The sequence below is a fragment of the Agarivorans sp. QJM3NY_25 genome (assembly GCF_050870875.2).
Lineage (GTDB): Bacteria > Pseudomonadota > Gammaproteobacteria > Enterobacterales > Celerinatantimonadaceae > Agarivorans.
In genome coordinates this window covers 1,310,466-1,331,472 of record NZ_CP194041.2, presented here as the reverse complement: position 1 = coordinate 1,331,472, position 21,007 = coordinate 1,310,466, and the positions used below count along the sequence as shown (strand labels likewise).

The following is a 21,007-nucleotide window of genomic DNA, read 5'->3' as shown; positions in this document are numbered from 1 at the left end:
AGGAAATCAGCATGACCATACGAGTAGGAATTAATGGCTTTGGGCGTATCGGCCGCCTTGCGCTGCGCGCCGCTTACCACTGGCCAGAGTTAGAGTTTGTCTGTATCAACGATGTGGCCGGCAATGCCGAAACCTTAGCCCACCTGCTCGAATTTGATTCAGTGCAAGGACGTTGGTCAAACTCTGTTCGTCATAATGCGCAGGGCATCGTCATTGAAGGCCATACCATCCCTTGTTTTCAGCAAGAGGCGCTTGAGCTGGTTGATTGGTCAGGCTGCGATGTGGTGCTAGATGCTACTGGCGTGCATCGGGCGAAAGATTTACTGACGCCGTATTTAGCCCAAGGCGTGAAGCGCGTGGTGGTGTCGGCACCTGTCAAAGCCGCGGACATCGCCAATATTGTGATGGGAGTGAACGACGCCATCTTCGATCCGGCTCAACACCAAATTGTTACCGCGGCCTCCTGTACCACCAACTGTTTAGCACCAGTGATCCAAGTGATTCAGCAGCATATTGGCATCGAGTCGGGCTGCATGACCACCATCCACGATTTAACCAATACCCAAACCATTTTAGACGCCCCGCACAAAGATCTTCGTCGTGCTCGCGCCTGCGGTATGTCGTTAATCCCCACCACCACTGGCAGCGCCAAAGCGATTTGTGAAATTTTCCCGGAGCTGGAAGGCAAGCTCAATGGACATGCGGTGCGAGTTCCCCTGGCCAATGCCTCGTTGACTGACATGGTCTTTACCCTTGAGCGTGATAGTACGGCTGCTGAAGTAAACCAGTTATTTAAGCAGGCCAGCGAAGGCGAGCTGAAAGGCATTTTGGGCTATGAAGAAAAACCGCTGGTCTCCATCGACTATAAAGGCGACCAACGCTCCAGCATTATTGATGCCCCCTCAACCATGATGATTGGTAAACGAATGCTTAAAGTTTATGCCTGGTACGACAACGAAATGGGTTATGCCACCCGCACCAGCGAACTCATTCGTAAAGTGGGCTTAGCCGACCAATGAGCAACCCGCTGCCGCAGGCCCTTAAACAGTATCTGTTAGTAACCTTTAACTACTGGAATTTCACCATCACCGACGGTGCGCTACGCATGTTGGTAGTGTTGTACTTTCATCAGCTTGGTTATTCGGCCATTGCAATTGCCATGCTGTTTTTGTTTTATGAGTTTTTCGGGGTAGTCACTAACCTCGTTGGCGGCTGGTTAGGTGCGCGTATTGGCCTCAATAACACCATGAATATTGGCCTTGGCTTGCAAGTGATCGCCTTACTGGCGCTTGCCTTACCAAACCAGTATTTATCGGTGCCACTGGTCATGGCGGCTCAAGCGCTCTCGGGCATTGCTAAAGATTTAAATAAAATGAGCGCCAAAAGCAGCATCAAAACGCTGGTGAAAAGCCAACAACAACAGCGTTTATTTAAATGGGTCGCCATCCTGACGGGTTCTAAAAACGCCTTAAAAGGCTTTGGATTTTTCCTCGGCGGCGCGCTGCTTCACTGGATTGGATTTCAATATTCGATGTTGGCAATGGCTGCGGTGTTGTTACTCGTGCTCTCACTAAGTAGCAGACTATTAGCCAAAGATTTAGGTAAAGCGAAACATAAGGCAAAGTTTTCCCAGCTGTTTTCCAAAAGCCCGCAAATTAATACGCTGGCGGCAGCCCGACTATTTTTGTTTGCTGCTCGCGACGTGTGGTTTGTAGTCGCGCTGCCAGTATTTTTGGGCGCGAATTTAGGCTGGTCGCAACTGGAAATTGGCAGTTTTATGGCAAGTTGGGTGATCGCTTACGGGCTGGTTCAAGGCTTGGCGCCACGTCTCATCGGTAATAGCGACGGCAACATGCCGGGGCGCGCAGCCGCAGTCACCTGGGTCGCTTTACTCTGTATCGTGACCGCGCTGCTGGCTTCTCTACTGCAACTAGCTTGGCAGCAACAACTTAGCATCGTTATCGGACTCATCTTATTTGGTGCGGTGTTTGCGGTAAACTCATCCTTGCATTCGTTCTTGGTCGTCAGTTACGCCAGCGAGGATGGGGTGTCGATGGATGTGGGCTTCTATTACATGGCCAATGCCATGGGACGTCTGCTGGGGACGCTGTTATCGGGTGCGGTGTATCAGCTCGCGGGGCTTTCTGCCTGTTTATGGATTTCCCTGGCGATGCTAGTGCTGACCTGCGTGATCAGCTTAAAGTTGCCTCAAACTAGTCCCAATCAACTTGGCGATTAAATTGTAAATCTTCGCCTCTTAAGAGCACCGTAGCTATAGTCAATAATGACATTTAACGTATTAATTTCACGGTAAAAATAGGACTAAAGTATCTGCACAACTACATATTATTAACTATCTTTATTTAATAATAATCAAGAAAGAGTCACTGAATGAAAGACATTAAAGCATTTGCAATTTTAATGACCGTAATGTTACTAGGGTTTATCTCAGTTGGTGTTACCGGCTTTTACACTTTCAAAGAAAGTCTGATTGAAGCCAAAAAACAAGAAATTGAATTGGTACTGAATATTGCACGGCAACAATCTGCCATTTACATAGAGCAGTATCATCAAGGGCTACTTAGCAAAGCTGAAACCGACCAAAAAATTATAAAGTTTCTTTCAGGGATGCGATATGGCGCCTCTTATTTATGGGCCAATGATAACAATGCCATCGCCAGAGTCCATATCAGAGAGCGAGTGATTGGCCAAATTCAAAAATCTTATGTGCGACACATGGAAAACTTAGCCCATGAAGATATTCTTTATGTGGTTGAAACAAATATCAAACCCTCAAACAATACCAGAACATGGAAAATTAATGGTGTCACTGAAATCCCCGAATGGAAGTGGGTTATCGGAATGGGAATTTATTTAGATGATGTGGATAACACTCTGTTTACATACATTAGCAAGTTTCTCATTTCAATTGTCATTTCAATGGTGGTCATCATTATGACATTTATTTACTCTATACGAAGATCTCGTGCTAAGTTTTAACAATCCCAAACATATCGGGGCAGATTCATAAACAAAGCAAGCGCTTTTGATTTGCACCAAGCGCATACGACCATTAGGCAGCAAGAATGTTGAACCCGATTTTATTTAGTGCATCTCACTCACAATATGGATTAACCAAACCTTCGACAATCAATATTGTGTTACTTACAAGCTTGATTGTATTCATCCTCAGTCTAATCATCCATGCCATTATCATGTCAATTAGCTTAGACACGCTTCGCTCTTATAGCTTCATCAATTTCACTCGTGCAGAACAAGTCGCTTTTCATCTGCAAACTGGCTTAAACCTCGCTCAAACGCCTTTGGGCGAGCCATGTAGCGAACCAGACCTAAGCCAGTTAAATGAAATTAAACAGACCTACTTCTTCATTGGCGATTTAGGCAGGATCAAGCAAGGTAAAATAATCTGCACCGCACAACAAGGTATTCTTTCCCACCCTTATGATCTGTCTTTAGCGGATGCCATCACTGCCGATGGGACGCATTACTGGAATTCTCAAACCGACTTATTTAGAACCCAAGAAGACCAACCCATCATTGGCTTAAACAGTACAGTGGCGTTTATTTCCACGCCTTTTTTAATATTAACCAGGCAAGGCTACTTCAACATACGTGGAATGGGGGGGGTTATTTATGCCGAAGCAGAACAGCGATATATTTATAGTTATTACGGTGAGCTATTACCACGAACCATCGAGCCAACCATTACCCATAAAAACTCATGGGTAGATTGGTTACCTTTGCCTGGTCATTTTATTACTTATACCCATTGTAACCAACTGTACAATCTCTGTGTAACATCAGTAGATATGCGGCTCGGTTTATACAAATTTCCCATCGGCCAGTTTTTAATTATTTCTGCAATCATTATTCTGCTGAGTATTTCCGTCGCCATCATGATCGAATCTTTTCGGGTTGGGCCTCGCGCCTTTGTGCGTCGACTCAAAAAACAGATCTGCAGGGATCATATTTATCCGGTCTATCAACCACAGATAGACTTAGAAACCAAAACCGTGATTGGCGTAGAATCCTTAGCCCGCTGGAATGACCCCAAATTAGGCATGGTATCACCGGAAGTATTTATCCGAGTAGCCGAAAGTTCTGGACTCATCGAGACCTTAACCAAGAAAATGGTTAGCTATGTATTTCGAGAAATGAGCACTACTTTAGAAAAGTTCCCTTCATTAACCGTAAGCCTTAATGTTTCCGCAGAATTACTCAGCAACGATTCCTTTATTACCTTTCTCAACCATCAAACCGCAAAATATAATTTCCAACGCAAACAAATTGTCTTAGAAATTACCGAAACCACCACCAATAACAATGACAAAATGTCGCGTTTTTCTAAAGAACTCAAACAACAAGGCTATCTCGTCTCAATTGATGATTTTGGTACTGGCTTATCAAACCTTTCTTGGCTATCGACGTTAGAGCCCACCGAACTAAAGGTCGACAAAATTTTCACTCAGGCCATCCATACCGAAACCGTTAACAGTATTTCCATGGAAGGGATCTTTAGTATGTTAGATCATCTACAAGTACAGGTGGTTTTTGAGGGTATCGAAACCGAACAACAATTGGCCTATATCTATGACCGAGTACCAGATGCAATTGGTCAAGGATGGTTATTCGCCAAACCCATGAGAATCAATGAGCTGAAAAAATTCTTAAAAAATTAATATGATGAGCAAGCACAAACCACTCTACAATCGCAGAGTAAACCGCCTCCCTCATCGATTTTTTGCTGGTGACACCGCAACCACCAGCAAAAGCGGGACCCGACCAAGCGTTGCTCCTCGGACAGAACCTTATGTAGTTTCAGCTTAATACGCTACAAATGTTAGCGTCTTAACATAGCAAGCCGGTTTAATCATTCTACCGATCCAAGCAAATCTTGATGCCAATGGCGATAATTCAAACTAGCTAAATGTTGGTGATCCCATTGCCAAGCGTTTTGCGATGAAATGTTCATCCCGCCAAGCTGATAATCCACGCCCAGCCACTTTGTTCGAGCTTGCAGGCAACTGAAGCCTTCGGTGTTTATCGTTAAGCTCGCCGAACTAAATGCTTCCCCAGCAAGCCGATGAATATCAATTAAAGGGGCTTCCCCTTGGCTTAAGGGTTTAATCAGCGCCCAGAACATGAGGTCACCTAAAAAGGGCAAAGACTCTCGTTGCTGGTAGGCGTGAAACAAGGCGCGAAAAATTAGCCCTTGTTCCCCCGCTTCCGCTAACAATTGCAGCGCTATACGCTGGGTAAGTGAAAGACCATTTGTCATATGCGGTAGCTCTTGCAAGTAACGCATTAATACAGGCTTGATTTGCTTAAAAGAATGATCGATATCGCTGTTGAGAATCGCCACAATGGCCTCAGGATTATCTTGACACAAGGCATGCCAAACCCTGCTGGCCCACCCCTGCATCTTTGTGGTCGCGCTTTGGCGACTTTGCCAAACGCTCCTTAAGGCTTGCGCTGGGAGTTGTCCTAAACCCACATAACGGCTGGTTCCGGGAAACTGGTTCACTTCGATGATCTTGGTTTTACTCAATAAAGCTGGAGTCATAATGGCTAACAGATAAATCATCATCAACTGGTCGTAATTATCATGCTCCAGCCACAGCACAATTTGCTGGTATTGTGGATCATTAAGTTGTGCACGCTTGGCTCGTTCACCAGCGATCACGGCATCAATATCGGCGTCCTGCGGCGTCAGTTCCGATAGGTAATGTTGAACCACAAATTCGGCCCTTACTCTTAATAGGGTCGCTTCATCAAGATTTAACGGCCCAAGACAATAAGGGTCTATCCAGGCCAAAAAGTCCCCTTTAAATCCAGCCCTTGGTAATAAGTGCTGTAAATCATGGCCGCAGCGAATATGCAGGGTATTGAGCTCAGCATCCAGAGGGGCGGCGTCAGAGCTTATGGCTTGAAGGTGCTGGTTTTGCTGCTCGATATGTACTTTCAAGGCCGCCCAGGAAGCAAGGCCAAGCTCACGCGCAATCACCAACTGAATATCAGCTAACTTAATACCTTCTAGGTGATGAGCTTGCGGATGATAACGGCGAAAAATCTGATATTGCTCGGCATTGCCCGATTTGATTAGCTTCAGACGGCGTTTGGCTTGAGCTTTGAGGTAACTTAAATTTAATACAAATGCATTTCGACTGGACATAAATTCACCATTCTCTATTGTTCTGTACTCGCAACCAGAAAAGAAGGTAAATAAACTGATTGTTGGCCACGACTATTGGTGGCGACCTTGTCAATCCCTTGGTGATTCACACCTTTCCGCGAGCTGGCGGCTTAGAGCAAGCCTCGGTGAACATGTTAGCAATATCTTCATATCACAGTAAATGGCTATTTTTACCACCAGAAGACAAATCGGCCCTGACATAATCTTGATTTATTTCAGTACAAACTCACGTAAACTAGGCAACACGATTTCTATTGAACGAATAATCATGGATTACTTAGCCTTAAATAAAGCCGCTTGGGATAAACGTACCGCTTTACATGTTGATTCCGAGTTTTATGATGTGGCTGGTTTCTTAGCCGGAAACAGCTCACTAAAATCAATTGAACGTGATTTAATCGGTGACGTCAGCGCCAAAAAACTATTACATCTGCAGTGCCACTTTGGTTTAGATAGCCTATCCTGGGCGCGTTTAGGTGCCGAAGTCACCGCGGTGGACTTATCGAGCGAAGCCATTCAACAGGCAAAAGCGCTTGCCGAGCAAACTCAGCAAACGGTCGAATTTATCTGTGATGATGTTTACCATTACGGCGAAGTGACCCGTCCTATTCATGACTGGGTATTTGTCTCTTATGGCGCGCTGTGCTGGCTACCCGATATCGAGCGGTGGGCACAGGTGGTTGCAGCAAGTTTAAAAACGGGTGGCAAGCTGTGTCTGGCAGAGTTTCATCCAGTGCATGACCTGATCAGTGGCTATGGATATTTTCACCGCGAACAAGCTGATCTTGATGAAGAAGGCAGCTATACCGAGAATGACGATGGTGAAGTCAGCCCCATGCTAACTTGGGGTCACCCAATCTCCGATGTTGTGAATGCCTTAATCAAAGCCGGCTTAATCATTGAGCAATTGAAAGAATATGACTACAGCCCCTATAACTGCTTCGAAGATCTGGTAGAGCGCGAACCCGGTCAATTTTATTATGAACACGAGCATTACGAATCGCCGCTGGTCTATAGCATCGTGGCTCGAAAAAGCGCATAACTTACCAAGTGGGTTTCATCGAAACTCACTGCTCAACTCTGTTTCGATACCTTAAAACACTACAGCGGAACAAAGATAAAACTCAATACATCATTTTGATAATCTTCGGTCGTTTTATACTCCCGGTAGCCTTTTGAAGCGGCCATCCCAACAATGTAGGGCTTTGCCATATAATCGATGATTGTTGCATGCTTACCTCCCGGAATCAGTTCAAACAAGCCGTCATCCAATGCCAGATACTCCCCTTGCCGTTGCGGAGCTTGAGCGCTTGCAGAGATGATCATTTTACTATGACGCTCAACAAACAAAGCAAAACTTCCCACACTCACGCTACCCACTTCATTTTTAGGTAGCGCATCGTTTAACATCGCTTCAAATTGGGGTTGGCTATCAAATACGATACCAATCCCTCCTATCACTTCCCAATCCGCATCCAAACGACTCACCGCAGCATTATAAATATAGGTATATTGCTGCGCATACAAATCGCTTGCCATAAAAGGAGAGACACTATATTGCTGAGAGTTTTGTAGCGATAAGGCTTGCTTCGCCCCACTTTGGTCGCTCACTGACTGGCCAATAAAATGTCGTTGCTGAGGATTAGAAACCGCGATAATAATCTGATTTTTATCAAATAAATAAAGATTAGTGTAGACCGTGTAGAGCTCATTAATATAACTTAAAACTTGCTCCATATAAGTCAGATCTTCATCACTGATGACTGGTTTCGCTAAGATCCGCCGAAAATCTGAAGTCAGCGCCCACCAACGGCAATCATTTGCTCGTTCGTATAAGTTACGGTCCATAATATCGACCGCCAATGTCGCCATAAACTGAAGATCGTTCATTTTTGATGACACAACCGTAGCTTGAAGATTGCGGATAGATGCAGAAAAGATACTCGCCGTATTTTCGCCGATTTGTTTAATCTCTTCCAATACTGGTACAAACTCAACCGCATTCTGGCGTGCTGCGGTTATTTTTCCATTGAGAACGACCAGACTGAGATCTTCGTTCACATCATTGGAAGCTGTATAAATTTCCTTTAGTACACTAGAAAACAAGCGAGTTGAATTAATCACGTCTTGATTGTCCAGTTCGATGTCGGCCTCACGCTCTATTTTAAAGGCTTGCTCAATCGGTGTGAGCACCTGAGCCCACCACCCCAAACCAAAGAACCCCTGATAACCGTGAGTCTGAGTCGAATTAACAAGATAGTGTTTCCCCTGAAAATGAAGCATACGTGGCCGATTTTGGTACTGAAATGAACTACCAACAGCGACGAACTGAGGATCACTGCTCGCGATCACACAACCTTCCTTATCCACTAGCTGTATTTCACTATCGCTGTCAGCCAATAAACCACCAACAATACCATCGACCTCATCATCAAAACGAAAGCATAAACACAACACCCCCAATAGCTCGGAATGAGGATCATTAGTTCGCGTGATCTTACACGAATAAATTAACGATTGGCGTCGCTTGGGTTGTAAGTCACTATAACCAAATGTTTCGAGATAATCGTCATGACTACCTAAGGTCGCCGCTATCGAAGGATCGTGACAATGCGTAATTGGATTAGCGGGATCTAAATGCGCGCATACCAGGCCATTGGTATCCAGCAGGATAATCTCATCATATACAGAGTATTTTTCGACATATTCTTGCAAGCGCTGCTGCATAAAAGCCTGATGACTTTGAGTCTTTTCACGCTGTTCAAGAAAAATTCGAATATCTTGGTCTGTCGCCAAAAAGCCAACATCGGCAGTGCGTTCAAACAGGTTACGAATTAAAATGTCGATGGCAACCTGTGACTTGGAAGTATTATCTACAACCAGCTTTTGTAGATGCTCCAAAAGTAAATTGTCAATTAACTTGCCATGCAATTCTCCAAACTTTTCCTTGGTATTTTGCATATCATCTAAAATCGTGGCGGCAAGGTTGTAACTATTTATTTTGCCCACTAATGTGATTTTATCCCACCAAGCGTTTAACGCATCCAGCTTTGCTTCATATTGTTTTACTTGAGGCATTACCGACATCAGCCGAGTTTGATGCGCTTCAACTAATGATTCCATTCCTTGAAAACTCCTTAAAAAATCCATTTACGCAGGCAGCGCTTATATAGCTCATTGATGTCCCGTACCCAGATGACTCATCAAAATTGCTACATTTCACAGCATCACTTCACCGAAATGAGCGACAAATAGTCACAATAGCGACAAACACGACAACCAAAGACCAACAGCCCCTAAAGCGAAACAAAATATAGCCTTGCTATAAAATACAAGTATTTACCCCTATCAAATATTGGCAAGCCAGTGTATTTATCTCAATTTTTTGAGTGTGTCACATCAAATCACTAATACTGAGCACTGATGACTAAGCAATCTTTATACCAGCCACTGATAAGCCAATTACATAGATTTGATCTTTTAGAAATTGTCGCAAAACCGACAGCTCACAATCATTGTCATATTTGAAACACACCATTAATTAACATAAAAATCAGTAACTTAATTTGAAACCAGAAACCTTTATATTGATAAATAGCTAACTTTGATTACCAGTACAGCGAAAAAAATTACAAGCGACAATCGACAACACCCCTAGGCATTAACAAATACAAAACATTCATTTAACAATAATTTTGTCATTACGTAATATTTGAACAAGCTCATATTTTTGAGTGTTCACTTAGTATGTTCTGGTCAATAACATGGACGTTTCAGCTAGATGCACTGTGTTAATTTGCAATAGTGCTATACCCTTTTCATCGTCATTAAAAACAAGTAGTTAAGATGATGATTCAAAGCTGGTATTGATGAAAAAGGGAATGAAAATGTTAATAAACAAAGTAACTTCGAGTAATACAGGCAATCATCCGTTAAAACGGCTTCTACCTGCAATTTTGGCTATTGCCCTGCCGCTAGCCTCAGGCGTGACAATTGCTGAAACCTATGGTTTTTCACAAATCGGGTCGGAAAGTGGTTGGCGAACTTCGGAAACTGAATCCATTAAAGCCGAGGCCAAACGCCAAGGCATCGATTTAAAGTTTTCCGATGCCCAACAAAAACAAGAGAACCAAATTAAGGCCGTTCGCTCTTATATTGCTCAAGGGGTCGATGGAATTTTACTCGCACCAGTGGTTGAAACCGGCTGGGATCAGGTATTAAAAGAAGCCAAGCGCGCCAAAATTCCGGTGGTATTAATTGACCGTGGCGTGAATGCCGATCCATCGCTATATCTAACCAAAATAGCCTCCGATTTTACCGAAGAAGGTTCTTTAGCGGCAGCTTGGTTAGCGGCGAAAACTTCAGGTAACTGTGACATCGTAGAATTGCAAGGCACCGTTGGTTCTTCTGCGGCCATCGATAGAAAAACTGGTTTTGAAACGGTCATTAAAAGCTTTCCAAATATGAAAATTATTCGTTCACAATCCGGTAACTTTACCCGCGCAGGCGGTAAAGAAGTGATGGAGAGTTTCTTGAAAGCCGAAAACGGTGGCAAAGATATCTGTGCCGTCTACTCACATAACGATGATATGGCCTTAGGCGCAATTCTAGCGATTAAAGAAGCAGGTCTTAAACCCAGCAAAGATTTGTTAGTCGTTTCCATTGATGCTGTTCCAGATATCTTTAAAGCAATGTCAGAGGGTGAAGCAAACGCCACTATCGAACTTAATCCACATTTAGGTGGCCCAGCGTTTGAAGCCATTCGACAAGCGGCTGCTGGCAAAGAGGTTCCTAAATGGATTAAGGCCAACGGTCCACTTTACTTACCTGATACAGCTGCCACCGAATACCAAAAACGTAAGTAATACTCACCAAGTCGCTTTGGTAAGCACCAATGGACGGTGCTTACCAAGCCATGTTAGTTAGGAGCTTAGCGATGAATCAAGCTGTTGCAGTCCCCCCGCCGCTACTATCGACGAAAGACATTACAATTTCCTTTGGTGGGATTAAAGCCTTAGATAAGGTGAGTCTTCAGGTAGAAGCAGGGCATATTCATGCCTTACTCGGTGAGAATGGTGCTGGAAAATCCACTTTTATTAAAGTACTTACCGGTGTTTACCAGCGAGACTCTGGTGAATTATATTTAAATGGTAAAAAAATTAATAACAAAAGCGTGGGAGATTCTCAACGCACCGGGATCAGCACCGTTTTTCAAGAAGTAAATTTAGTTCCCAGCATGACTGTGATGGAGAATTTAACCCTACAATCTCAACCTCGAAAATGGGGCCTAATTGACACCCACAAAGCCAAAAGACGCGCTCAAGAGATGCTCAAAGTGGTGGGTTTAAGCATCGACCCCAATCGTTTACTCGGTAGTTTTTCAGTCGCAATTCAACAAATGATTGCCATCGCCAGAGCCTTATCTTTTGAAGCCAAATTGCTGATCCTCGATGAGCCTACCGCGAGCCTGGATAAAGAAGAAATAACTCGACTATTTGCCTTAATGACCCAACTAAAACAAAAGGGCATCGGCATTATCTTTGTCACCCATTTCTTAGATCAAGTTTATCAAGTCTGCGATAGGATTAGCGTATTACGCAATGGCAAACATGTCGGCAGTTTTGAGACCAAAAACTTGCCCCGTGAAGCCCTCATACAACATATGGTTGGTCATGAACTCGGTGATTTAAATCGGAATCATGAGCATCATGATAACTGTCCTAAAATATTTCCTAAATATATAGAAATTGAAGGCTTAGCCAAACACAATGTCTTGTCCCCTGTGGACTTAAAAGTTGGCCGAGGAGAGGTGGTGACTCTCGCCGGTTTACTCGGTTCGGGACGCACTGAACTGGTGGAATTAGTCTACGGCGTAAACCATGCGGATAGTGGGAAAATTACGCTTAATAATCAAGCCGTCACCATCAATACTCCCAAACAGGCAATGCAGCAACGCTTTGGACTATGCCCAGAAGATCGCAAGCATTCAGGTTTAATCGCCGAACTCAGCGTGCGCGAAAACATCATTATCGCTCTGCAGTCCCGCCAAGGCTGGTTAAAACAAATCACTAAAGCGAAGCAAAATCAACTGGTCGATGAAATGGTCAAGGGCCTACATATTGCGACTCACGATGTCGAGCGGCCAGTGGCTGAACTCAGCGGCGGAAATCAACAAAAAGTGATCCTAGCACGTTGGTTAATCACCGAGCCTAATCTTTTGATCCTGGATGAGCCCACTCGCGGGATCGACGTAGGTGCTCACCATGACATCATTTTGCTGATCCGCAAGCTCTGTGAAAAAGGCATGAGCATGTTGGTCGTTTCCTCCGAGCTAGAAGAATTAGTGGTATTTGCCGATCGCGTATTAGTAATGCGAGATAGGGAAATGGTCGCAGAACTTAGCGGCGAAGAGATCAATCGCAGCGCAATTATTGAGGCAATCGCACAATGAAATCCAGCAACTCCGCCAAAATAATCGAACATCCGGTCAAACTACAACTCAGCGCCAATGACAAAGTAGAACAAACCATGCCTAAGCAAAAACGGCTCAATCTTAAAACAATGAGCCCAATCATCGCCTTGGTGTTAATCCTCGTGGCAACGGCGATTCTTTCACCAGGTTTCTTACAACTCAAAATGGTTGATGGCCACCTCTATGGGAGCCTAATCGACATTATTCATCGCGGTATGCCAACGGCTTTAGTCGCCCTCGGCATGGCTGTGGTGATCGGAACTGGTGGCATCGACCTCTCGGTAGGTGCCATCACCGCGATTGCTGGTGCAGTGATGGCGGTCTTACTGAGCACAAGCGACTTATCCCCCATCTACATATTGCTGATCGCGCTTGCCAGTGGGTTAGCCTTTGGTTTATGGAATGGACTGCTCGTTGCTTATGTCGGAATGCAACCGATCGTTGCCACCCTTATTCTCATGGTGGCTGGACGTGGTATTGCACAGATGATTACCGGTGGCCAAATTGTCACCTTCCATTCCGACTTCTTCAACTTGCTCGGCAACGAGTTCATTTGGCTACTTCCTACGCGAGTTTGGATCTTGCTCGGCGTTGCCTTATTAGTGGCAATAGTGATCCGCAAAACCGCCTTAGGATTATTCCTGGAAGCGGTCGGAGCCAACCCGACCAGCTCACGCTTAGTTGGGATCGAGTCGAAAAAAATCATCACGCTCGCCTATGTGTTTTCAGGCCTTTGCTCTGCCCTCGCAGGGGTAATACTCGCGGCTGACATTCGCGGTGCCGATGCCAACAATGCTGGCTTATGGTTAGAGCTTGATGCCATTTTAGCGGTGGTCATTGCCGGTGCTTCCTTAGCTGGCGGACGGATCTATTTAGGCCTCACCCTGATTGGGGTACTCATTATTCAAACGCTAACCACCGCCATCTTAACCAGTGGTATTCCAGCACAATACAATCTCATCGTGAAGGCGACTATTATCCTACTGGTTCTGCTCATCCAATCGTCCACCACTCAGGATAAGTTCAAGCAGTTATTTAAAAAGAATAAGGAGTCAGCGTAATGTTAAATGAGCGAACCCTCCCGTTACTCGCCACCATTGTCGTATTCGTGACTCTGTACGCTTATGGCATGGTGGAATATGCCGGATTTAGAGATACTTTGGTGTTCACCAATCTATTAACCGATAACGCCTTCGTGATTACCACCGCCATCGGCATGACCTTTGTGATCCTTGCTGGTGGTATCGATCTTTCGGTAGGCTCGATGATCGCCTTCATTGGTGTATTTTTTGCGCACCTGGTGACCACCTTAGGACTTCACCCTCTCTTCGCTATCGGCTTGGCGCTAATTATTGGTAGCCTTTATGGCTGCATTGTTGGCTACATTATTTACACCTTTAAAATTCAAGCCTTTATCGTTACCCTGGCGGGCATGTTTTTCTTACGTGGTTTAGCCTTCCTGATCAATCTTGATTCGGTGGCAATTAGTCATCCATTTATCACTGCCCTCTCCGACTTCTATCTTGAAATACCAGGACGCGGCGGCCTCACCTTCATTGCTTTGGTGATGCTACTCTCCTTAGCGGTTGGTATTGTGGTGTCTCGCAAAACACGTTTCGGTATGAATGTATACGCCTATGGTGGCGATATCGTCTCGGCGCAATTACTTGGGGTACCCATCAAAAAAACCACCATTAAGATCTACGCCTTGAGTGGTTTTTTTAGCGCCTTAGCGGGAATTGTATTTGCCATTTATACTGGTTCTGGTTATCCCCTAGCAGCAGTTGGCGTGGAGTTAGATGCGATCGCCGCCGTGGTGATTGGCGGCACCTTGCTTAGTGGTGGGGTCGGCTTTGTGCTTGGCACCTTCTTTGGCGGAATGATCCAAGGAGTCATTCAAACCCTCATCGCTTTCGATGGCAGCTTAAACAGTTGGTGGACCAAGATAGCCATTGGAGCCTTATTGTTTTTCTTTATTGTATTGCAAAAACTAATTGTGATTGTCGTGGATCGCTACTCAGGCTATTGGCAAAACCGAGCAGCCTCGCCCTCCGAACAATAAGTGACTCGCCCAGCAATCCAGTATTTCATTGTAAAACTGGATTGCTCAACGCAAATTAGAGATGCTAAATCGCAGACTTAATATGAACAAGGAGATGTTTAAGCTTAGTTTGTAAGGCAAAGATGCTAAGCCAATGTACACCAAAAAATTTTGCGGTGATAATAGCCAAGCTTAAGCTCTAGATGAAGCTGGAAAGGTAAACAAAACGATTTATTTCGAGATAAAATGAGCCGTAATTTGGCTAATGCTACCATCATTCATCATCTCAGACAGCGTCTGATTCAACGTCACCATAACCTCAGATTTGCGGTCATACTTGGCAGCTTTAGAGACTATCAAATAGGCTTCTCGAGGTTGAATAACCGGTTTGGGTAAGGCAACAATCTGTTCACTCAAACCCATCTGTTTGATGGTATAAAGAGCCACATACTCATTTTCAATAAAAGCGTCGATCCGTCCTTTAATCAGTTTTTTTATATTCTGCTCGGTATTGACCACCGCTTCTACATGAATCTGTCCGCGCTGCACAGCCTGATCAAATGTGCTACTGATTGTAAAATTGCGAACTAAGCCAATATTGCGCTGATATAAATCTTCAAGCTGATTAAAAACAAATTGATGGTCTTTTCTTACAAAAACTTTAAATGTACTCACATGAAGCGGAGTATTGCTAAAAAATGCATAACGCTCTCGCGTTTCAGTTTTAAATGCTGAAAATGCACCATCAGAAACTCCATACTGGACATTCTCTAAGGCCCTCGCCCAAGGGTAGCAGCGAATCTTGAAAGTGAAGCCTGTTCGTCGCGCTAACTCCCTAATAATTTCCACGTCAATCCCTTGCGCCCCAGCACCATTGCACCAAACGAAGGGTTTAAAATCATCTAAAGTTGCTAAATTCAAGTGGGTCGAATAGATAAACTGGGAATAAAAAAAACCTATGAAAAGAACCACTAAGCGACTAGCTTTCCTTATCGTCACAAACCGGATCCTCGTGGTCACAGTGAAGCTTAAATCAAGCGTAAAGAATAACATCAAGTAAGGATATTAAAAACATCAACAACTAAAAGAAAACGGAGGCCTATATTAATGACCAACCGAGTAGTCGTAACTGGCATGGCTGGCATCACAGCTTTAGGGACTGAGCAAGAACAGGTGTGGCAAGGCTTACGAGCCAAAAAAAATGCGGTTATACGCATCGACGAATGGGATAAGTATGATGGCTTAAATACCCGCTTAGCGGCCCCGATCCTAGAGTTTGAATTACCCAAACACTACACCCGAAAAAAAATTCGCTCCATGGGTCGAGTTGCAAAATTATCGACTCGCAGCAGCGAACTAGCGTTGATCCAATCCGGGCTAATTGACGAGCCAGCGCTCACCGATGGCCGCACCGGCATCGCGTTTGGCTCGTCAACCGGAAGCACCGGACCAGTGTCCGCCTTTGCGACCATGTTGCTCGAGCATAGTACCCGTAATATTAACGCCAATACCTATGTAGCGATGATGCCACATACCACCGCGGTCAACACCGGATTGTTTTTCGGTTTACGCGGTCGGGTGATACCAACCTCCACCGCTTGTACCTCGGGCAGTCAAGGGATTGGTTATGCTTACGAAGCCATAAAGTACGGCATGCAAACCGCGATGGTCGCTGGTGGTGCCGAAGAGCTATGTCCCACCGAAGCGGCGGTGTTTGATACCTTATTTGCCACCAGCCTAAAAAATGATACTCCCGAACTTAGCCCTCGCCCCTATGATCGAGATCGAGATGGCTTAGTCATTGGTGAAGGGGCTGGTACGCTGATTTTAGAAAATGCCGAATTTGCCAAGGCTCGGGGGGCCACAGCCATTGCTGAACTAGTTGGTTTTGCGAGCAACTGTGACGCTGCGCATGTCACCCAACCACGCGCTGAAACCATGCAGATTTGCATGGAAATGGCGCTCAAAGATGCAGGTTTATCTCCGGCAGATATTAGCTACGTGAATGGCCATGGGACCGCAACCGAGCTAGGCGACATCGCTGAAACTACTGCCACTCATCGTTTATTTGGCTCACAAACACCGCTATCCAGTTTGAAGAGTTATTTCGGCCACACCTTAGGTGCCTGTGGAGCCATCGAAGCATGGTTAAGCTTATGCATGTTACAACGCAATTGGTATGCTCCCACTCTCAACCTAGATAACATCGATAGTCGCTGTGGCGAGCTTGACTATATTCGAGGCGAAGGGCGAGTACTGGATTGCGAATTTGTGATGTCGAATAACTTCGCCTTTGGCGGCATTAATACTTCGATGATTTTCAAAAAATTATAATGATTCGCGATGCAGCAAACGGCTTGTTGCATCGCACTGTTTTAACTTAACGACGGGTACCACTGGGATCTAACAGCAATTGTTGTGCGCTTAGCTCGCCACCTTTAAGAAACCGACCGGCCACCCACAACACCCCCGTTAACGCACTCACGCTAGCGAATACGATCCCAGACCATCCCCAAACACTAAAGAAGGGCTGTAACAACACCCCACCACAAGCAGCCCCCAAATAATAACTAATAGTATATAAGGCCGAAGCACTAGCCTTGGCTTGCGTCGCATGCTGATTAACCCAAGCACTGGCTTGCGCATGGCAAAAGAAGAAGCCCATAGAAGAAACAACCATTGCCAAAAGCAATAGCCACAATTGCCCAAATAAGCTCAACAGGCTGGCTAAAGCCATTAAACTAAGCCCTGCCATGATACAACGTTTACCACCAATTTTATCGGCAATCCGTCCAGCGGAAGAAGCTGTGAAGGTGCCTCCGAGATAACTTAAAAACAATAACGAACTTAAGCTACTCGGCAAGGAATAAGGTGCGTCAGCCAAAATGAAAGTTAGATAAGAGAACTGATTAATAAATACTCCAAAACCAACGCCCCCGACTAAGTAAGCAGCCACTAACTGAGAATTCCCCAAATGTTGCTTATAGTTGACTAAACTTTGCCGCAAGCGCCAAGGACTTGCGGCTGTGGGGGCTTCCATCGGTAGTAAAAAGCACACTACTATCCCCATGCTTAAACTGAGCAGTGCAACCAAGACAAAGGCCATCGACCAAGAACCAAGTAGTTCCGCTCCCCAGCCCCCCAACAAACGCCCACCGATCCCGCCCAATGAATTGGCAGCAATAAAGATCCCCACCGATTTAATCAAGGCATTAGCATCCAACTGCTCGGCTAGGTAAGCAATCGCGACTGCGGGAACTCCGGCTAAAAATAGCCCCTGAAAGAACCGCAATACAACGATGTAATGAAACGATGGCGCAGGTACTAAACCGATCAACAAACTAATACAGGGCACCAGAATAATCGAACTTAATAGAATTTTGCGTCGCCCAATCGCATCGGATAAAGACGCCAATAATAATAGACCTAGCGCCATCCCCAACATGGCTGCCGACAAGACACTGTTGGCTGTTAGGGGAGATATTTGGTAGTCACGAGCAAAGATTGGCAGCAAAGGCTGCACTAAATACAGATTAAAAAAAGTAACTAAGGAAGCTGCCGACACGGCAGCGGTGACTCGCCAAAAACCTTTGCTATTTTGTGAATACTTCATGACTGCTTTCTCGAAGTGGGATATCTCATACTAAGCCTCCATATTGAATAAATAAAATATATTAGTATTATCGTAGTTATAAATTTTATTTATAGATGAGAGTCATGGACCTTCGACAACTCAAACAATTTGTCGCAGTGGTGCAATTAGGGAGCTTTACTGCCGCCGCAAAGCAGCTTGGCATCGCACAACCAGCGATTAGTGCAACCATCAAAAAACTGGAGCAACAGCTATCACTGCAACTGTTACAGCGAAATGAACGAAAAGTTAGCTTAAGCACCGAGGGTAAGGTGCTCTATCAACATGCCATTCAATTGCTAAAACAAGCCGAAGACACCGAACAAGCCATGCAATCGCTGCGCGGCCTAGAAAGTGGCACCGTCACCATTGGCATCCCCAGCATGATGGGCTCATACTTCTTCCCACCACTACTAATGGCCTTTAAAAGCCAATACCCGCAGCTTAATTTGTCGGTGGTGGATGCGGGTACCGAATTGGTCAGACAAAAACTACTCAGCGAAGAGTTAGACTTAGGGATTGTGGTCACTCAAAATATGCCTGCCGAATTGGTTTGTGAGCCAATTTATCGTGGAGAGCTACTGGCCTGTTGCAGTCAAGATAACCCACTGAGCCAACAGAACCAGATCAGCCATCGAGAGTTTTTAAGCCATGAACTAGTACTATTTCGCGAAGGGTATTTTCATCATCGGGTAATTGAACAAATTAGTCGTGAACAACAGATGCTGCCTCAAGTGTCTTTTCAAACGAATTTGATCCCGCTAATTAAGTCAATTGTGGCGCGAGACTTTGGGATCACTACGCTGCTGAGCATGGTAGTGCAACCGGGAGATGCTCTACACTTTTTAAGTTTTGATCCGCCGTTTTATCTGGAACTGGGGCTAGCTTGGCGACGCGATGCTTACCTATCGCGCGCCAACCAACGTTTTAAAGACTTTGTGTTAGCTCATTGTAAGGCGAACTAACAGGGCGGGCTTATACCAAAGAGGCAAGTTGCTGCTGGGCTGCTTGCATTTGCTGTTGTACTTGATCTTCACCCATGGCAAGGCCTTCCGCATAGACCACTTCAACGTCACTAATGCCAATAAAGCCCAATACTAATTTTAAGTAAGGGATCTGTAAATCGGTTGCACCATCTTTATGCATACCGCCACGAGTCGTCACGATAATGGCTTTCGTGCCCTCTACTAAGCCCTCTGGACCATTTTCGGTATAACGAAAGGTTACGCCAGCACGCGCAACCAAATCTAACCAATTTTTTAATTGAGTCGGAATAGAGAAATTATACATGGGTGCCGCAACTACCAATACATCGGTGCTTTTCAACTCTGCGATTAAACTATCTGATAACTCAAGCGCTTGTTGTTGAACAGCATTTAAGTCTGGCGCGCCGCGTAAGGCCAGTGCAATTTCACCAGTCAGTACCGGTAATGCTTCACTGACTAAATCACGGCTCACCAACTCAGCTCCCTGTTCAAGGTAGCGAGCGTTCAGTTGGTCAATCAGGGCCGATGAACTAGAATGTTCACCAAGAATACTAGATTTAAGGGTAAGAATTTTTGTCATAGATTAAGTCTCCAAGTGTTGATAATAAGACTTTATCATCAAAATATTAGAATATAAACAACAAAAAATAGCAATAAAATATCTATTTTATAGAATGATTAATCATTCCATCAATGAGAAATCGGTATCCATCTCAACCCTGATTCGTCCACTCATTTCGCATCACCTGAGCAGAGACTGCGGTGACTTCTATTCCGCGTATTTGTCGATATACTAAGAGCAATGAAATAGGCAAAGGATCGACTTGTGGCACTAAAGAGTCCCCATCGTAGCAGTTTTAAAACCAAGCTTTACGACATCATTTTTGGTTATGAGAGTCCTGCGGGAAAATTGTTCGACTTACTGTTAGTCACCGCAATATTTGCCAGCGTCAGTGTGGTTATCTTAGGCTCAGTCAGCCGAATAGAAAACATGTATGATCAGTGGTTTATTAGTATTGAAGTGGTGTTTACAGTATTTTTCACCATTGAATATCTGGCTCGCTTATATTGCTCCCCAGCCCCTAAAGAATATGCCAAAAGCTTCTATGGGGTGGTCGATTTGCTGGCGATCTTGCCCACTTACCTTGCCTTACTCTATCCGCCCGCTCAAGTGATGCTGCTGTTCCGGCTACTTCGGATCTTACGTATTTTACGAGTGCTCAAACTGGTTCGTTATGTCAGCGAAGCCAATGTATTACTACGATCGCTATTATTAGCACGTCGTAAAATATTGGTCTTCTTATTTTGTATTTGCCTCATGACCACTATCTACGGCGCATTAATGTATGCCATAGAAGGCCCAGAAAATGGTTTTACCAGTATCCCCAAGGGAATTTATTGGGCTATCGTCACCATTACCACCGTCGGCTATGGCGATATTTCGCCAGTAACGCCCTTAGGTCAAGCCCTAGCTGCATTAGTGATGATTACTGGTTTTTCGATTATCACGGTGCCGACTGGCATCATTGGCGCTGAATTAGTCAACGAAATGCGTAAAGAGCATCAATCAGTCAGCTGCCTACATTGTGAACGTAGTGGCCATGACCAAGATGCCGATTACTGTAAATATTGTGGCGCAAGCCTAAGCAACGAATAAGGGGAT

The 21,007-nt window shown here is 44.9% G+C and carries 18 protein-coding genes; 13 read left to right on the top strand and 5 right to left on the bottom strand.

Going from position 1 to position 21,007, the window contains the following annotated elements:
* Positions 1-11 precede the first annotated feature (11 nt).
* From ACRRSW_RS06165 to ACRRSW_RS06150, 4 genes are all read left to right on the top strand, one after another.
* Entirely contained in the window at positions 12-1,019 is a 1,008-nt protein-coding gene (locus tag ACRRSW_RS06165) for an ArsJ-associated glyceraldehyde-3-phosphate dehydrogenase (RefSeq protein ID WP_432458888.1), read from the top strand.
* Entirely contained in the window at positions 1,016-2,239 is a 1,224-nt protein-coding gene (gene arsJ, locus ACRRSW_RS06160; protein WP_432458887.1) for an organoarsenical effux MFS transporter ArsJ, read from the top strand. The genes ACRRSW_RS06165 and arsJ overlap by 4 nt, the downstream gene beginning before the upstream one ends.
* Before the next feature lie 152 nt (positions 2,240-2,391).
* On the top strand, positions 2,392-3,000 hold the full coding sequence (locus ACRRSW_RS06155) for a cache domain-containing protein (RefSeq protein ID WP_432458886.1): 609 nt from the start codon (positions 2,392-2,394) through the stop codon (positions 2,998-3,000).
* A gap of 86 nt (positions 3,001-3,086) precedes the next feature.
* Complete coding sequence (locus ACRRSW_RS06150; RefSeq protein ID WP_432458885.1) at positions 3,087-4,700, top strand: EAL domain-containing protein; 1,614 nt, start codon at positions 3,087-3,089, stop codon at positions 4,698-4,700.
* 191 nt (positions 4,701-4,891) lie between these two features.
* On the opposite strand, the gene ACRRSW_RS06145 is transcribed toward ACRRSW_RS06150, so the two are convergent.
* Entirely contained in the window at positions 4,892-6,193 is a 1,302-nt protein-coding gene (locus ACRRSW_RS06145) for a DUF1835 domain-containing protein (protein ID WP_432458884.1), read from the bottom strand.
* A gap of 59 nt (positions 6,194-6,252) precedes the next feature.
* Here ACRRSW_RS06145 and ACRRSW_RS06140 point away from each other — a divergent pair, with 59 nt between their 5' ends.
* On the top strand, positions 6,253-6,417 hold the full coding sequence (locus tag ACRRSW_RS06140) for a hypothetical protein (protein ID WP_432458883.1): 165 nt from the start codon (positions 6,253-6,255) through the stop codon (positions 6,415-6,417).
* A gap of 65 nt (positions 6,418-6,482) precedes the next feature.
* Positions 6,483-7,256, top strand: coding sequence for a class I SAM-dependent methyltransferase (locus tag ACRRSW_RS06135; RefSeq protein ID WP_432458882.1), 774 nt, complete (start codon positions 6,483-6,485; stop codon positions 7,254-7,256).
* 59 nt (positions 7,257-7,315) lie between these two features.
* On the opposite strand, the gene ACRRSW_RS06130 is transcribed toward ACRRSW_RS06135, so the two are convergent.
* The gene (locus ACRRSW_RS06130; RefSeq protein WP_432458881.1) at positions 7,316-9,337 is read right to left on the bottom strand and encodes a hypothetical protein; all 2,022 of its coding nucleotides are present in this window, start codon (positions 9,335-9,337) and stop codon (positions 7,316-7,318) included.
* 764 nt (positions 9,338-10,101) lie between these two features.
* Between ACRRSW_RS06130 and ACRRSW_RS06125 the strand changes: the two genes are divergently transcribed.
* The 4 genes from ACRRSW_RS06125 (at position 10,102) to yjfF (ending at position 14,748) form a co-directional block, all read left to right on the top strand.
* Positions 10,102-11,079: an ABC transporter substrate-binding protein gene (locus ACRRSW_RS06125; protein ID WP_432454078.1), complete on the top strand. Its 978-nt coding sequence runs from the start codon at positions 10,102-10,104 to the stop codon at positions 11,077-11,079.
* Between the two features lie 71 nt (positions 11,080-11,150).
* Positions 11,151-12,665: a sugar ABC transporter ATP-binding protein gene (locus tag ACRRSW_RS06120; RefSeq protein WP_432454079.1), complete on the top strand. Its 1,515-nt coding sequence runs from the start codon at positions 11,151-11,153 to the stop codon at positions 12,663-12,665.
* Entirely contained in the window at positions 12,662-13,747 is a 1,086-nt protein-coding gene (locus tag ACRRSW_RS06115) for an ABC transporter permease (protein ID WP_432454080.1), read from the top strand. The genes ACRRSW_RS06120 and ACRRSW_RS06115 overlap by 4 nt, the downstream gene beginning before the upstream one ends.
* The gene (gene yjfF, locus ACRRSW_RS06110; RefSeq protein WP_432458880.1) at positions 13,747-14,748 is read left to right on the top strand and encodes a galactofuranose ABC transporter, permease protein YjfF; all 1,002 of its coding nucleotides are present in this window, start codon (positions 13,747-13,749) and stop codon (positions 14,746-14,748) included. Before ACRRSW_RS06115 ends, yjfF begins: the two co-directional genes overlap by 1 nt.
* A gap of 210 nt (positions 14,749-14,958) precedes the next feature.
* Here the strand turns inward: yjfF and ACRRSW_RS06105 are convergent, their stop codons facing one another.
* Complete coding sequence (locus ACRRSW_RS06105) at positions 14,959-15,726, bottom strand: substrate-binding periplasmic protein (protein WP_432454082.1); 768 nt, start codon at positions 15,724-15,726, stop codon at positions 14,959-14,961.
* A 108-nt stretch (positions 15,727-15,834) separates the two neighbouring features.
* Here ACRRSW_RS06105 and ACRRSW_RS06100 point away from each other — a divergent pair, with 108 nt between their 5' ends.
* Positions 15,835-17,061, top strand: a complete 1,227-nt coding sequence (locus tag ACRRSW_RS06100) for a beta-ketoacyl-ACP synthase (RefSeq protein WP_432454083.1) — start codon at positions 15,835-15,837, stop codon at positions 17,059-17,061.
* A 46-nt stretch (positions 17,062-17,107) separates the two neighbouring features.
* On the opposite strand, the gene ACRRSW_RS06095 is transcribed toward ACRRSW_RS06100, so the two are convergent.
* Entirely contained in the window at positions 17,108-18,340 is a 1,233-nt protein-coding gene (locus ACRRSW_RS06095) for an MFS transporter (protein ID WP_432454084.1), read from the bottom strand.
* Positions 18,341-18,444: 104 nt separating this feature from the next.
* Between ACRRSW_RS06095 and ACRRSW_RS06090 the strand changes: the two genes are divergently transcribed.
* Entirely contained in the window at positions 18,445-19,323 is an 879-nt protein-coding gene (locus ACRRSW_RS06090) for a LysR family transcriptional regulator (protein ID WP_432454085.1), read from the top strand.
* A gap of 10 nt (positions 19,324-19,333) precedes the next feature.
* On the opposite strand, the gene ACRRSW_RS06085 is transcribed toward ACRRSW_RS06090, so the two are convergent.
* Positions 19,334-19,924 carry an FMN-dependent NADH-azoreductase gene (locus ACRRSW_RS06085; RefSeq protein WP_432458879.1) on the bottom strand — a complete coding sequence of 197 codons (591 nt, stop codon included), beginning with the start codon at positions 19,922-19,924 and terminating at the stop codon, positions 19,334-19,336.
* Between the two features lie 246 nt (positions 19,925-20,170).
* Here ACRRSW_RS06085 and ACRRSW_RS06080 point away from each other — a divergent pair, with 246 nt between their 5' ends.
* A complete protein-coding gene (locus ACRRSW_RS06080) occupies positions 20,171-21,001 on the top strand; it encodes an ion transporter (protein WP_432454087.1) in 831 nt (276 codons plus the stop codon).
* Positions 21,002-21,007: the final 6 nt, after the last annotated feature.